This window comes from Nonomuraea marmarensis (assembly GCF_043197025.1).
Lineage (GTDB): Bacteria > Actinomycetota > Actinomycetes > Streptosporangiales > Streptosporangiaceae > Nonomuraea > Nonomuraea marmarensis.
In genome coordinates this window covers 79,297-92,400 of sequence record NZ_JBICRM010000040.1, presented here as the reverse complement: position 1 = coordinate 92,400, position 13,104 = coordinate 79,297, and the positions used below count along the sequence as shown (strand labels likewise).

General features: G+C 67.7%; 15 protein-coding genes and 1 pseudogene. 7 read left to right on the top strand and 9 right to left on the bottom strand.

The window, feature by feature from the left end; translation table 11 throughout:
- Positions 1–164 precede the first annotated feature (164 nt).
- The 3 genes from ACFLIM_RS42640 to ACFLIM_RS42630 all read left to right on the top strand — a co-directional run bounded on the left by ACFLIM_RS42640 (position 165) and on the right by ACFLIM_RS42630 (position 1,930).
- Positions 165–833 carry a recombinase family protein gene (locus ACFLIM_RS42640; RefSeq protein WP_393175124.1) on the top strand — a complete coding sequence of 223 codons (669 nt, stop codon included), beginning with the start codon at positions 165–167 and terminating at the stop codon, positions 831–833.
- A gap of 372 nt (positions 834–1,205) precedes the next feature.
- Positions 1,206–1,385, top strand: coding sequence for a hypothetical protein (locus ACFLIM_RS42635; RefSeq protein ID WP_393175120.1), 180 nt, complete (start codon positions 1,206–1,208; stop codon positions 1,383–1,385).
- Between the two features lie 86 nt (positions 1,386–1,471).
- Entirely contained in the window at positions 1,472–1,930 is a 459-nt protein-coding gene (locus ACFLIM_RS42630; RefSeq protein WP_393175118.1) for a hypothetical protein, read from the top strand.
- 33 nt (positions 1,931–1,963) lie between these two features.
- Here the strand turns inward: ACFLIM_RS42630 and ACFLIM_RS42625 are convergent, their stop codons facing one another.
- The 3 genes from ACFLIM_RS42625 to rox all read right to left on the bottom strand — a co-directional run bounded on the left by ACFLIM_RS42625 (position 1,964) and on the right by rox (position 5,752).
- Positions 1,964–2,431, bottom strand: a complete 468-nt coding sequence (locus tag ACFLIM_RS42625; protein ID WP_393175116.1) for a recombinase family protein — start codon at positions 2,429–2,431, stop codon at positions 1,964–1,966.
- Positions 2,432–2,503: 72 nt separating this feature from the next.
- Positions 2,504–4,120, bottom strand: a complete 1,617-nt coding sequence (locus tag ACFLIM_RS42620) for an IS1634 family transposase (protein ID WP_393175114.1) — start codon at positions 4,118–4,120, stop codon at positions 2,504–2,506.
- Between the two features lie 207 nt (positions 4,121–4,327).
- Entirely contained in the window at positions 4,328–5,752 is a 1,425-nt protein-coding gene (gene rox, locus ACFLIM_RS42615; protein ID WP_393175122.1) for a rifampin monooxygenase, read from the bottom strand.
- 340 nt (positions 5,753–6,092) lie between these two features.
- Between rox and ACFLIM_RS42610 the strand changes: the two genes are divergently transcribed.
- Together ACFLIM_RS42610 and ACFLIM_RS42605 are read left to right on the top strand one after the other, a co-directional pair.
- Positions 6,093–6,464, top strand: a complete 372-nt coding sequence (locus tag ACFLIM_RS42610) for a hypothetical protein (RefSeq protein ID WP_393175112.1) — start codon at positions 6,093–6,095, stop codon at positions 6,462–6,464.
- Positions 6,461–7,771 carry a hypothetical protein gene (locus ACFLIM_RS42605; RefSeq protein ID WP_393175110.1) on the top strand — a complete coding sequence of 437 codons (1,311 nt, stop codon included), beginning with the start codon at positions 6,461–6,463 and terminating at the stop codon, positions 7,769–7,771. Before ACFLIM_RS42610 ends, ACFLIM_RS42605 begins: the two co-directional genes overlap by 4 nt.
- Before the next feature lie 228 nt (positions 7,772–7,999).
- Here ACFLIM_RS42605 and ACFLIM_RS42600 read toward each other — a convergent pair whose 3' ends face one another.
- From ACFLIM_RS42600 to ACFLIM_RS42585, 4 genes are all read right to left on the bottom strand, one after another.
- Complete coding sequence (locus tag ACFLIM_RS42600; RefSeq protein WP_393175108.1) at positions 8,000–8,674, bottom strand: MmyB family transcriptional regulator; 675 nt, start codon at positions 8,672–8,674, stop codon at positions 8,000–8,002.
- 122 nt (positions 8,675–8,796) lie between these two features.
- On the bottom strand, positions 8,797–10,389 hold the full coding sequence (locus ACFLIM_RS42595) for an MFS transporter (RefSeq protein WP_393175106.1): 1,593 nt from the start codon (positions 10,387–10,389) through the stop codon (positions 8,797–8,799).
- A 71-nt stretch (positions 10,390–10,460) separates the two neighbouring features.
- A complete protein-coding gene (locus ACFLIM_RS42590; protein WP_393175104.1) occupies positions 10,461–11,096 on the bottom strand; it encodes a class I SAM-dependent methyltransferase in 636 nt (211 codons plus the stop codon).
- On the bottom strand, positions 11,093–11,239 hold the full coding sequence (locus tag ACFLIM_RS42585; RefSeq protein WP_393175102.1) for a hypothetical protein: 147 nt from the start codon (positions 11,237–11,239) through the stop codon (positions 11,093–11,095). The genes ACFLIM_RS42590 and ACFLIM_RS42585 overlap by 4 nt, the downstream gene beginning before the upstream one ends.
- 57 nt (positions 11,240–11,296) lie before the next feature.
- Here ACFLIM_RS42585 and ACFLIM_RS42580 point away from each other — a divergent pair, with 57 nt between their 5' ends.
- Complete coding sequence (locus ACFLIM_RS42580; protein ID WP_393175100.1) at positions 11,297–11,893, top strand: helix-turn-helix domain-containing protein; 597 nt, start codon at positions 11,297–11,299, stop codon at positions 11,891–11,893.
- A 279-nt stretch (positions 11,894–12,172) separates the two neighbouring features.
- Positions 12,173–12,310: pseudogene (locus tag ACFLIM_RS42575) on the top strand (NADP-dependent oxidoreductase); the annotation flags it as partial.
- On the opposite strand, the gene ACFLIM_RS42570 reads toward ACFLIM_RS42575, so the two are convergent.
- Together ACFLIM_RS42570 and ACFLIM_RS42565 are read right to left on the bottom strand one after the other, a co-directional pair.
- A complete protein-coding gene (locus ACFLIM_RS42570; RefSeq protein ID WP_393175126.1) occupies positions 12,281–12,430 on the bottom strand; it encodes a hypothetical protein in 150 nt (49 codons plus the stop codon). The pseudogene ACFLIM_RS42575 and the gene ACFLIM_RS42570 sit on opposite strands and share 30 nt — an antisense overlap.
- A gap of 59 nt (positions 12,431–12,489) precedes the next feature.
- A complete protein-coding gene (locus tag ACFLIM_RS42565) occupies positions 12,490–13,029 on the bottom strand; it encodes a TetR/AcrR family transcriptional regulator (protein WP_393175098.1) in 540 nt (179 codons plus the stop codon).
- Between the last annotated feature and the right edge of the window lie 75 nt (positions 13,030–13,104).

Below are 13,104 nucleotides of genomic sequence, written 5' to 3'. Positions count from 1 at the left end.
GACGTACTTAACGACTTCGGCCCGCAATTCGGGAGAGTAATGCCTCGGCCTCTTCGCCACTACCTTGCCTTCCGGGTGTCACGTAAACCCTACTTGGGTCCGTGTCCGGAAAGATCGGGGCACCCCAAACTCCGGACCACCGTTTTCTGACATGATCCGGGGCCATAACCGCCCCTGAACCGGCCGATGGGCCGGGCCTCCTCGTCGCCGAACCGCTCGTCCGCACCGAGATCAAGATCGGATACGCGCGAGTCTCGACCAGTGGGCAGAAGCTGGAACGACAGCTCGACGCACTCACCACCGCCGGGTGCCGGAAGATCTTCGCGGACAAGAAATCCGGCAAGAACGCGCTCCGCCCCGAGCTGAAGGCGTGCCACGCCTTCCTCGACCCCGGCGACACCCTAATCGTCCCGAGCCTGGACCGCTACGGCCGCAGTCTTCAGGACCTCATCAACATGGTCGCCGAGCTGCGCGAACGCGGGATCGGCTTCACCTCGCTGCACGAGAACCTGGACACCACCACGCCCGGCGGCCGGCTCGTCTTCCACGTCTTCGCCGCGCTCGCCGAGTTCATTCGCGAACTCATCGTCATCGGCACCAACGAGGGCCTGGCCGCCGCCCGCGAGCGCGGACGGGTCGGCGGGCGCCCCAGCGTCGCCACCGAGGAAGTCATCCGCGCCGCTCGCGATCTACTGCCCGACCCCGGCCGCTCGATCACCTCGATCGCCAAGCTGCTGGGCGTCTCCCCGGGCACCCTCTACAACCACATCCCCGACATACGAGAACTGCGCGCAGGCACCGTGCCCCGCCAGCTCGAAGCCCCCACGAGGTAGGGGAATCCCAGCAAGATCGTTCTCACCGGGATTTCCTGTACGCCAACTACTCACACCCCTACTCGTGAGGCAAGTACGCGCCAACCTTACTTACCTGACATGGCTGACTACTTAGAGTCACCCAAGATAACGACGGGGACGCCTCCGCCCCGGTACTCCATGGGATGGAGTAGGTGCTTCAGCGCGTGATCATTCTCAGCGCCAACGGCTGTCCGTCACCAGAAACCCCCGGTACGACCACGGCCAACACCGTAACCCAACCGAAACCTCAGCCGCGAAAAACTTCGTTATCGCAGGTCAGCGGTATATCCGTTGGAAATTTCTTCAGTCCGGAACCCCTTTGGAGCTGAACGGCCGCGTCGGCTCGATGAGGTGCTGAATCCAGTCGGCCACCCGATCCGGCTCGGGCACAACCTCCTCCGGCCGTACGCCCAGCGGGTCCTGGTGAGCGAGTTCGCCGGGCTGGCGATCAGGATCAAGGTGCTGGCTGGGCCGCCAGCCGCAAGCCTCGGACCGGCCCGCGAGGAGGATCGGACCGGATTTTGGCGGTAGTCCGGCGGGGGCTGACGACGGTTCGGTGACGGCGGGCTTGGTGCGGTTGGCGGGGCTCTACGTTCCTGGACATGCCAGTTGATTTCTTGTCGGATGAGCAGGTCGCGCGGTATCGGCGGTTTCGTGGTGAGGTGACGGTCGGAGAGCTGGAGCAGTTCTTCCGCCTGGATGCCAAGGCGCGGGCGGTGGTGGCGGGCAAGCGGCGCCCGGCGGCGGCGCGGCACGTCGCCTCGGCGATGGAGATCTTGATGAGCGAGCCGCAGGCGACCGAAGACCGCCTCGTTTCGCTGGCGGAGGTGTGGAACGAGATCGAGCGGGTGGTGCCGCGCCAGAAGTTGACTGCGGCGGTCGAGGTGATCGCATCCTTCGTGCCCGAGACCGACGACGACGCGGCCGCGGCGTTGCGGGCCGAGGTGGTCAAGCGCTACCGGACGGTTCAGCAGTTCATCGAGCTGCTGCTGGAAGTCATCGACTTCCGCGCGGTGGAGATTCAACCTGCTGCGAACGGTCGATGGCTCGTCTGCACGCCCGACAACGCACGCTGACCAACCCGCGCTGACGGCTCGGCGGCCTGGCCGTCACCGCTGTACCCGCTCGGCCTCCGCCCGGGTCTCGGTCAGAGTCTTGTGCACGACGCCGACCGAGACCTTCACCTCGGCGGCGATGGTGCGGATGGATTCTCCGCGCTCGCGGCGGGCCAGGATCGCGGCGCGCTTGTCGTCATCGACCACGGGTCGGCGGCCGCCGACCCGGCCGCGGCGGCGAGCCGCCTCCAGGCCGTTCTTGGTCTTGCGGACGATGTCGCGGCGCCGGTCCTCCGACAAGGCCAGGGCCAGATCCAGGATCAGGGAGCGCTCGGTGTGCTCGCCGGCCGCTATGCCCTCCAGCACCTTGACGGCGATGCCGCGCTGGAACAGGTCGTTGAGAACGATCAGCCCTTCCAGGAGGTTGCGGCCGACCCGGTCGACCTCCTGGACGGTCAGCATGTCCCCGTCGCGGATGTGGGACAGCGCCTCCAGAACGCACGGCCGCCTGCGCCGATCCACCCCGCGGTGCTCTTCCGCCGTCTTCCGGTCGTCACTCGGAGGCTAGCCCCGTTTTCCGCATGTGAGTGATCTTCAGCGGAGGTCTCGTGGATCGATGTCGAGGAGGTCCAGGAGATGGAGTTGGAGGTCGGTGGGTTGCGGGATGGTCGGGGGTGATTGGCCGGTGCCCGGGATCAGCCGGATGCCGGCCAGTGCGTCGAGGATGAGCTTGCCGGTGGGGATGGCGGGCCGGCCGGCGTACAAGCCGTCGACCTTGGTCTCGTTCTGGGTGGTCAGTGCCTGGCGGACTTGTCGTTCGATCAGGCAGAAGATGAGTAGGGCCAGGCAGATGACGGTGATCAGGGCGTTGATGCGGCGGCTGTTCTTCAGGTACAGGTTGGTGACGGCCAGGGGGCCTTTGAAGGCCTGGTGGCGGCGCTCGACGGCTTCTTGGCCTTTGTAGTGGCGCAGGATCTGCGCGGCGTCGGCGGTCTCGGCCGGCAGATTGGTGAGCAGGGCGTACCAGCCGTCGGTGGCGGCCTCGGCGTCCAGGGCGTGGGCGTCGAAGTGCCAGGCCAGGGTGGGTTTTCCGGTCACCTCATCGGTGCCGGTCTCGGCGATCAGGTAGGCGCTCACCCGGCGGGCGCGGCCGATCGCGGTGATGCGGTCGGTAACCGCTTGCTCGGTGGGGTAGTGGCGGCCGCCCAGGCCGCGTTCCAGCCGGGCCAGGTCGTCGCGGGCCCGATCGAGTTTCTTGGCCCGGGCGCTGACGGCGGCCTGGGCGCGGGCCGAGGAGTGCACGAAGATCCGCCGTAACGCCAGGATGGGGTCTTTCTTGCGCGGCCCGGCCAGCGTCATGTCATCCTCGCTCACGTGCCAGGCGCCGCGCCGCTCGGCGGGCTTGCCGGCGTCGCGGGCGGCGACGTAGTCCACCGCGTGGGCCTGGTCGAGCCGCTGTTCGGCCAGCACCTCGGCCGGCACGTAGATCTTGGAGGCCGGAGCGATGAAGGCCACGCTCTCAGCTTCCATGGCGGCCAGGTTGGCATACGAGATCAGCTTCGAATCGCCGATCATCAGCATCGGTTGCGGGCCGGCCAGCCGTTGCAGCGCCTGCATTGCCGGTATGACCTGGCCGACCTCACCGGCCCCGCCGTCATAGGAGCGGTGAAAGACCGGGATCGCCCCATCGGAGCTGACCGCGAGCCCGGCCTGGATCTGCTTCAGATCCGGCCGCCGGTCCTTGGCATGGCCGAACTTCGGTGTCGCGAAGCCGGGCTCGGCCTGCTCGTAGTCGCCCTGCAAAGAGATCGAGGTCAGATCCCAATGCAGGCGCGACACATCCACGCCGAACGCCTCGATCGCGGCCAGCCCGACCGAGCCGGCCAACTGATCCAGGTGCGGGGCGATCGCGTCCAAAGCGCGGCCGATCCGGTCATCGTTGAGCAGCTCGGGCTCCACTCCGAACGCCTCACCCACGGCCCAGGCGTGCGCCCACTCTTGCACGTGCACCAGCGGAGCCGGCGAGGTCAGCCGGTTGGCCACCAGCACCTCGATCACCTGCCCATGGGTCAACTCCGCGGTATCGCGTACCGGGCAGGCCGCGTCCACCAGCTCCCGGATCCGCAACCGCGAGCAGAACCCCGCGATGACCGGCAACGCCCCGAGCATCTTCTCGACACTGGCCTGACTCCACTGCGCACGCTGTCTCACGAGCCCAGGTCATACCGCGCAACGATCAGCACGGCAAACTCATAGATCTTGACTCACCTCAACGTGCGGAAAACGGGGCTAGCCCTCCTCGCAGGCCGACCCTGGCGCCAGAGCACCACGGCTGATGCCGCCTCCAGCCTTCCGATGGTCAGTCGCTACTGGCCGTTCCGATCCTCCTCACGGGCCTTTTCGGTTGCTCAGGCGAAATCAGTTGGCGGGCTTGCCGAACCAGCGGGAGAGGTGGTCGTCGAGGTCCTGCTGATCGTCGCCGATCCAGGCGACGTGGCCGTCGGGGCGTAGCAGGACGCACGGAACATCCAGTACCGCAGTGGGATCCGCGAGGTAATCGACCCGGTCTGACCAGCCGCCGACGGTCAGGCGTTCGGTGCGGTCCAGCAGCAGGCCGCGGCCGCGATGCAGCAGACCGTAGAGGTGGCCCTGTTTCACGTCGATGTCGCGCAGGCGGCGGCCGAGCAGGTCGGGGCCTTCGCCGAAGTCGTAGCGGATGCCGATCGCGGTGATCTTCTCGATCAGATAGCGGTTCACCTCGTCGAAGTCCATCAGTTCGGTGAGCAGCCTGCGCACGGCCTGCGGACCCGGTTCGGTGGACTGCAGTTCCATCTGGGCGCGGGTGTTGTCCAGCACGTCCTCGGCGACCGGATGACGTTCGGCCTGATAGGTGTCCAGCAGTGTTTCCGGCGCCCAGCCGCGGATCTGTGCGGCCAGTTTCCAGCCGAGGTTGAATGCGTCCTGAACGCCCAGGTTGAGGCCCTGTCCGCCGGTGGGTGGATGGATGTGTGCCGCATCGCCGGCCAGTAGCACCCGCCCGACCCGATAACGTTCGGCTAGCCGGGTGGCATCCCCGAAGCGGGACATCCAGCGCGGGGAGTGCACGCCGAAATCGGTTCCGGCGATGGTGCGCAACTGTTGTTTGAAATCCTCGAGGGTGGGCGGTTCCGCGCGGTCGCTAACTCCCGCGGCGGGGACTACGACGCTATAGACCCCTTCGCCGAAGGGCCGGAGCCAGAATCGCTGATGGGTCTCGCGGATTTCGGTCACCTTGGCGGCGATCTCCTCCTGCGGCACACCCACTTCCATCTCGCCCATCAGCGTCTCGGTCCGCGAGGGCTCGCCGGGGAAGCCGACACCGAGCAGTTTACGCACCGTACTGCGCCCGCCGTCACAGCCGACGAGGTAGCGCGAACGCAGCTGTTCCCCGTCGGCCAGCTCGACGGTCACACCCTCGTCGTCCTGCTCGAAACCGGCGACCGCGCAACCGCGCCGGACCTGCGCACCCAGTTCGATCGCATGTTCTTCGAGCAGATGTTCGATGACCGGCTGCGGGATGCCCAGCAGATAGGCGTACGCGGAATCCAGGCCCTCGGGCGCGGGTTTGGGGATGGCGGCGAAGAAACCGCCGGCCGGACGCTGTCTTCCATGCTGAAGAATGCGATCCAGCAGTCCGCGCATCGCCATCAGCTCGAGACTGCGAATATGCAGACCGACTATGCGGACGAACGACGCGGGCTCGGTTTCCTTCTCCAGAACGAGTACCCGCACATCGTGCAGCCGCAGTTCGGCGGCCAGCATCGCACCGGTCGGCCCGCACCCGGCAATGATCACATCGAAGATGAGGGGCGCGCGATCGGCGCCGGAGGCCGGCGACCAGAGAACTCCGGGGACGTCGCCCACCGTGGAGTCACGCTCGACCCTGTCGTTCGACGGCGGCTCGGCGGTGACCTGCTGAGAGTGCATAGGTGTTGCCTTTCGGGAGTGCCTTGTTGGCGAGGCGCTCCCGGCGACACCTACCTCAATCGCCCGACCGTGACGGGAAGGGGGAGCACCCACATCGATACAGCGTTCATGGGTCTCACCTCCTCGGGCGGTGTCACGGTCGACTGCAAGCTACAAGCCCGAGCATCATCCCGTCCAATCCTTTCCCGGCCACGTGATCACGACTCCAAACGGGCCCGTGCGGTTGCAGAGCGAATCCGGCGTGGCGGCCCGGCTGGTCCCGGTCACGGTCGACGGTCTGATCCTGGCTGCCCCCGAGGCGGACTGGATCTCGGAAGGCGCTGCCCTCATCGTCGTAGCCGGACGTCGCGTAGCCGATGAGGTTCACGCCGTCGCGTCGGCGAATCGTCTCGGCGATCACTCGGATGTAGGAGGTGTGTTCGGTTTGCGGGACCAGTCTCACTTGGCTTACCCGAAGATCTCCTCCAGCGGTTCCAACTTGCGGGAATCCTGCCTTCTCGCAAGTTGGTGCAGTCTCATCGTGGCGCAACAGATTTGGATTTTTGAATTTTATTTTCTAGAAAATCGAAATGCTAGACTGCTGGTGTGACTGCAGAGAACAGCGTGGTGACGCCTTGTAAGCACTGTGGGGCGCCGATCGAGCAGCGGCGGGGGAGAGGGCGGCCCAAGGCGTACTGTCCGGAGAAGGACTGTCAGGCGGCTGCCAAGCGGGAGCGGGAGTTCCGCCGTGCCACGCCCGGGCTGGAAGGGGCGCTGGCCAGGGCCGAGCAGTTGTACGACCGGATGGAGAGCGGGCTGACCGCGGCCATCGAACCGCTGGCTCGGGCGTTGGCCGATGAGCTGAGCCCGGCCGGCGTCGAGGCGAAGCTGAGCGCGGTGCAGGCTGAGGCGCACACTCGCATCGCCATAGCGCGTACTGAGCGTGAGCAGGCGTTCGAGCAGGTACGCCTGGCGCGCGAGGCCGCCGAGCACGCCCGCAGGCAGACGGCCGAGATGCGGGAGCGGCTCGAAGAGGCGGAGAACGAGCGGGAGACCGCGCTGAGCGATGCCGAGCGGGCACGGGAGCAGGCGTTGGCGGCCCTGCGCGAGGCCTCGAGCACCGAACGGCAGGCGCTGCAGACGGCAGAGGAGGCGCAGCGGCGGGCGGATCTGGCCGAGAAGCGGGCCGAGGAGGCGGTGCACCAGGTCGAGCTGACGGAACAGGCCCGGGATCAGGCGGTTCAGGAGCTGGCCGAGCGGGTGGAGTCGGCAGAAGGGACTGTTGCCGAGGTCCGGGTCCAGGCCGAGAAGAGTGTCGCGGAGGCTCAGGGGGTGGCCGACAGGAGTGTTGCTGAGGCGCGGGCGCTCGTCGTACAGGCTGAAGAGGGTGCTGAGCGGGCTCGGGAGGAGGCGGTGGCCGCCGTACGGGGGCGTGAGCGGGTCGAGCGTGAGGTGGTCGGCGCGAAGGCGCGGGAGGAGGCGGCGGTGCAGGAGCGGGAGCGGGCCGTGGAGCGGGCCGTCAAGGCCGAGCGGGCCGCCGCGGAGGCCGAGCGCGATCGCGCGGTGGCGCTGAAGGACGCCGCGCGGGCGGCGGCCGAGGTGGAGCGGATGGCGGGGAAGGTGGCGGAGGTCGAGGAGGAGGCCGCCGCGGCGCTCGCCCGTGAGCGGAAAGCCGTCTCACGGGAGAAGTCTCGGGCCGATGCCGCGGTCAAGGAGCATGACCGGCTGCGGGCGGACCTGACAGCGGAGGGCGATCAGTTGCGGGCAGCGCTGCGGTCGGAAGGCGACCAGTTGCGGGCGGAGCTGAAGGTGGAGCGGGTGCGGCTTGAGGATCTGCGGGCCGAGCTGGAAGCGGCCCGCGCGGAGGCGGCTCAGTTGCGAGAACGGGCGGTGGCAGCGGAACTGCGTTCTGCCTAGAGCGGGATCTCGGTCAGCTTGAATGCGGCCACCGCCAGCATGGGCTCTCACGGCCGGGCGGGCGACCTTGTGACCAGGACATCGCAAGCCAGCCCCCAGCAGTGGCCTAACCTGGCGTCAACTCGATGTCTGGACCTCAGCCGGCGGCAACCCGCTCGTCCCTGCGGACGCGCTGGCCGGGGAGGGTTGAAATTGCGGCCGGAGGGAGCATCCGAACGAAGAGTCCCGTTAGCAGGCGCCCCAGCTAACTACTTGATTCTCCGCTCGACCGGGTTGGGGGGACTGCCCTACTTTCGGCGTCTGCGGGCTGTTCGTGGTGACCGGCGGACCAGCGACCAGGGCGAGCCGCAGCTTGGTCTCGTCCGCGCTACCGGGCACGGTAGTCATGATCACAATCTTGCACTCGGAGTCACCCTCTGTCAGCACATCACAGTCCACCGTGACCGGTCCCACCGAGGGGTGCTCGATCGTTTTGTGGTCCTCGCGATGAGCGGCCACCGTACCCATCGCCCAGAGTTCGGCGAACCGTTGGTTGCCCGCACTCAATACGCGGATCAGCTCTGCCAGGCGCGCGTCGTGAGGGAAGCGGCCGGTGGCGCGGCGCAGGTCGGACACGACAGCGACGTCGATGGCGTCCCTGTCCAGTTCGGTCACAGGCCATAGCGCGAGGCGAGCGGGACCTGCACCCACCGGGAACCTGTCACGGGCGAAATTGCGCAGCTGCGGTGGCGACGACGAGGAATCGCCCAGCAGCGCAGCCCAACTGCGATTCCACCAGATCAGCTGCCAATCCGCCGCGAACACAGCGACCGCGACGTCCCCGAGCCGGGTGAGCACACGGTGAACGCCGGGTGGGATGTGGTCAGAGATCGCGCCGTCCGCCGGCGGTACGAGACGGGCCAACCGATACAGATGATCCCGCTCGGTGATGGTCAGCTGCAGGGCACGGGTGAGGGTGCTGAAACGGATGGCCTTGGCTTGGATGGAGCTCGTCCCAACGGCTGGCGTTCGCTCCCCTCGGTGAGTCAGCGCAGGTCGGCGACTACATCGTTGGATTCACGGCTGTTGCTACCGGACCTCTGGGTCCGTTGCTGCGGACCTCGCGCGAGAACGTAGACGAACAGGACCGCCATGGCTACTGCGCCTGCCCACATGGCCTGCTGCCAGCCGTCGACGAAGGACTCTTGGGCGGCTCGGGTCAGAGCCTGCGCCTGGGGGCCGACCCCGTCGGCGGCCGCGAGGGCGTTGGCGACGCCCTCGCGGGCGGTGTCGGCGGCGTCCTCCGGCACTCCGTCGAGCCGGGAGTCGATGGCGCCGCGGTAGCCGGCGGTCAGGACCGCTCCGAGCAGCGCGACACCGAGCGCGGTGCCGAACTCCCGGGTGACGTCGTTGAGCGCGGACGCGACACCTTGACGCTCACGCGGCAAGGCGGTGGTGATGGCCTCGGTGGAGGGCGTCATCGTCAAGCCCATACCGAGTCCCATGGCGAGCATGCCGGGGAGGATGGAGAGGTAGCCGCCGTCGACGGAGACGAAGGTGGCCATGAGGACCAGCCCCGCGCCGCCCAGGAAGATCCCTGAGGCCATCGTCGAGCGGCTCCCGATGCGCGCGGCTACCTGCGGGGCGAGGCCGGAGGCGAACATCATCAGCAGCGCCATCGGCATGAGCGCCAGGGTGGAGCGAAGGCCGGACCAGCCGACCACCGCCTGGAAGTACGGGAAGAGGACCACGAAGATCCCTGCCTGCACGCCGAAGACCGTCAAGAGCGACACGGAACCGCTCGCTAGGCCTCGCTCGCGGAACAGGCGGACGTCGAGGAGTGGAGCCTGTCGGCGCAGCTCCCATGCGACGAATCCGACAGCGGCGATGACGCCGACGAGGAGGCTCAGTAGCGTCGCGGGCGCGGTCCAGCCTCGTTCGGGGCCCTCGTGGAGGAAGAAGACGAGCCCGACCACCGCGACCACGGACGACAGCGAACCGACGGCGTCGAACCCGTGCCCTGATGCCTCGCGCGAGTTCGGGATGGATCGCAGCGCCATGATGATGGCGACGACGACGAACACGACCGGCAGGACGAAGAGCCACCGCCAGCTCGCCAGGTCGACCAGGACGGCCGACAGGTACATCCCCAAGATGCCTCCACCGCCGGCGACGCCGGTCCACACGCCGATCGCCTTGGAGCGCTCCTCGTCCGGGAAGGTCGAGGTGATGACGGCGAGGGTGACCGGCATGATCATCGCTGCGCCTACACCGCTCAGGAAACGCGCAGCGAGCATGATCTCGGACGACGTGGCAAGGCCGGCCGCCGCACTCGCTATTCCGAAGACGAGCAGGCCTGCGAGCAGCACCGGCCTGCGGCCCCACCGGTCGCCCATCGCGCCGAGCGGCAGGAGCAACGCGGCCAGACTGATGGTGTAGATGTTGATGAACCACAAGACCTCGGTTTGCGAGGCGTCGAACGCGACGGTGAGCTCTGGCTGGGCGACGTTCAGCCCGGACACCGAAGCGATGACCGCCATGAGCGCGATGCAGACCCCGACCAAGATCGTACGTCGTTGTCGTGGATCTTGGATGGTCGGGTCGGGGGCTCCCGCGTCTGAGGACCGGTTCGTACTCATGGGATTCCTTTTAAGAAGGCAAGGGGAATCGGCGCCGGAGCAGCAGGCCCTGGCGCTGTCGGATGGTGTGATTACCGGCGTCGGGTGGCGCGCACGACGACATCGTGGAGGGGGACCGTTCCGTCCCCGTGGCCGGTGAGCGTGCGGAGGTGCTCTTCGGCGGTGACGATCTCCCACTCCATGCCGTCCATGCGCGCGGTGATGGCCGCGGAGGTGGCCGACGCTTCGGCAGGAGGGTGGTGCCCGTGGCCGGTAGCGCCCGGGGTGTGCAGGTGCCCCACGATGAGCAGCGTGCCGTCGGCAGCCACCCATCCGGCGATGCGGTCGTAGAACTCCAGCTGAGGCATCGCCGGGTGGGCGTAGTGGGTCATGACCAGGTCGAACTGCGCGCCCGGGCTCCAGACGCTCAGATCCGCCTCAACCCACTGCAAGCGCTCGGGGGCCCCGCTCGTCGCCGCGCGCTCGGCAGCGCGAGCAAGGGCCTCGGACGAGATGTCGGCTGCGGTGACGTGCCAGCCGTGGGAGGCAAGCCAGATCGCCTCGGCACCGCCGCCGCACCCCGCATCCAGTGCCGTGCCCGGTGTCAGGCCGCTGGTCTCACGAGCGAGGTACGGGTTCGGCGGGTTGCCGCCCATAGATCCGGGGCCCCCAGCTCCCCCCTGTTGCCAGTGCTGCTCCCAGAAGTCCTTGTCGAATCCGTGCGTCATAGGTCGTCCTCCTCGTTCGCGATGATCTCTCCGCAGTAGCCGGTGCCCTCGTCGCGGCCACGTGCCGACAGCTCCGCCGGGCTCACCCGCGCCGACAGATCGTGCACTCCCTCTTCGGGTGCGTTCCTCGGTTCGTTCTTCATGGTGCTGATGGGGGAGTCGGATGTGCAAACGTTGTTGCCGAATGGCAAAATGGAGGGGTGGATGAAGCCATTGACCGCACTCTTGACGCTGTCGGCCCGAGGTTGAAACGCCTTCGGCTGCATCGAGACGTCACGCTCGCCGACCTCGCGGCGGAGACCGGCATCTCCACCAGCACCTTGTCCCGGCTCGAGGCGGGCCTGCGACGTCCCACGCTCGAACAGCTGCTTCCGCTTGCTCGCGCCTACGGGGTCACAATCGACGAGCTCGTCGATGCGCCGCCGACCGGCGACCCCCGCATCAATCTGCGTCCCATCCCCTCCAGCGACGGCTCGGTCATCCTGCCGCTGACCCGTAGGCCAGGAGGAATCCAGGCCTACAAGTTCGTCCTCCCGACTGGAAGCGACGACGCCGAACCCGACCTACGCACCCACGAGGGCTACGACTGGGCCTATGTCCTCAACGGAACGCTCCGCCTTGTACTCGGGGAACACGACCTCATCCTCAAGCCCGGGGAGGCCGCGGAGTTCGACACGCGCACCCCGCACTGGTTCGGAGCCACCAGCGCTGGTCCCGTCGAGTTCCTGAGTCTCATCGGGAAACAAGGCGAACGCACGCACGTCCGTGCGGCACCGAGACATGGCCCGGCCGAGTAAGAAAGTTCAGGGACCTCACAAGAAGTAGCGATCCTGGGAACTGCCCGCTCGTGCACGACGGTTCTCGTCCACGCGCTGGAAGTCTCTGCGGGACTGCACGAGCCGTCGGCCGGCTGATCGAGGAGGCCCCCAGCCGCCGCACCGCGGCCGCCTCTCACTTCTCCCTGATCCGAAACAGCCGCTCCGTTTCCCTGCCTACCGTAGTACGCGTTCTCCGTCGGCCAGACCCAGAAAGATGATCATGTTCGCAGTGCGGTTCGACCGGTTCGGTCCCCTGAAGTGCTCACCGTAGGTCCGTTCGAGCCGCACGCGGGTTCCGGCGAGGTACGTGTCAGAGTCGAAGCCGCCGGGGTCTCGCCGGTCGATGTCGCGCTGCGGGCCGGTCTGTCACCGTCGAGCGAGAAGATCGCGCTGCCCCACGTCCCAGGGGTGGACGCGGCCGGCATGATCGACGAGGTCGGCGCGCATCACCGGCGGACGGCCGAGACGTACGCCGCGGGCGCGGGCGGCGGCCAGGCCCTCATGAGTGCCTTCCACGATCAGCTCGTGCCGAAGGAACGGTGGTGGGGGTGGCGCGGATTGAGATCGCTTCACCGTCAGCGGCGCAGGCTGTCGATGATCAGATCCAGCAGCCGTTCGGCCTGCTTCTCACCGGCCGGGCCGGGTGACACTCGCCACACGCAGCCCATCATCAGCAGCACGTCGTCGGGATCGAGGTCGGGCCGGATGGTGCCGTCCGCCTCGCCCGCGCGCAGGATCACGGCTATCGCGCCGATCACCGGGCCGTACGTTTCGTTGGTGACGGCGTCGTGGGTTGCGGCGGTGAGCGCGTCGCCGAGCCCGCGCTTGATGGCGATGTAGCTCGCGAGTCGCTGGAACCACCGCCGCAACGCGATGAGCGGTGGTTCGGTGCGCAGCAGCTCGGGCGCCCAGTCGGCCAGCTTGTGCACCTCGGCACGGAACACCTCCAGCACCAACGACTCGCGGTTGGGGAAGTGCCGGTAGAGGGTGCCCGGGCCGACGCCGGCGCGCTTGGCGATCGAGTTCAGTGAGGCGTCGCCGTCCTCGGTCAACGCCTCCCGCGCGACGCTGAGGATCCGCTCCCGGTTCTGCTGGGCGTCACTTCGCTGCGGCATGGCGCAAACCACCCCTTTCGTGTGGGTCGGTTGCTAAGCGGAGACATCTCCGGTAGCGTCTCCTCCGTACGGAGA

Bases quoted from the DNA above. Each gene is read 5' to 3' on its own strand.
- ACFLIM_RS42565 (WP_393175098.1), bottom strand. From the start codon at position 13,029: ATGCCGCAGCGAAGTGACGCCCAGCAGAACCGGGAGCGGATCCTCAGC.
- ACFLIM_RS42590 (WP_393175104.1), bottom strand. From the start codon at position 11,096: ATGACGCACGGATTCGACAAGGACTTCTGGGAGCAGCACTGGCAACAG.
- ACFLIM_RS42595 (WP_393175106.1), bottom strand. From the start codon at position 10,389: ATGAGTACGAACCGGTCCTCAGACGCGGGAGCCCCCGACCCGACCATC.
- ACFLIM_RS42585 (WP_393175102.1), bottom strand. From the start codon at position 11,239: ATGAAGAACGAACCGAGGAACGCACCCGAAGAGGGAGTGCACGATCTG.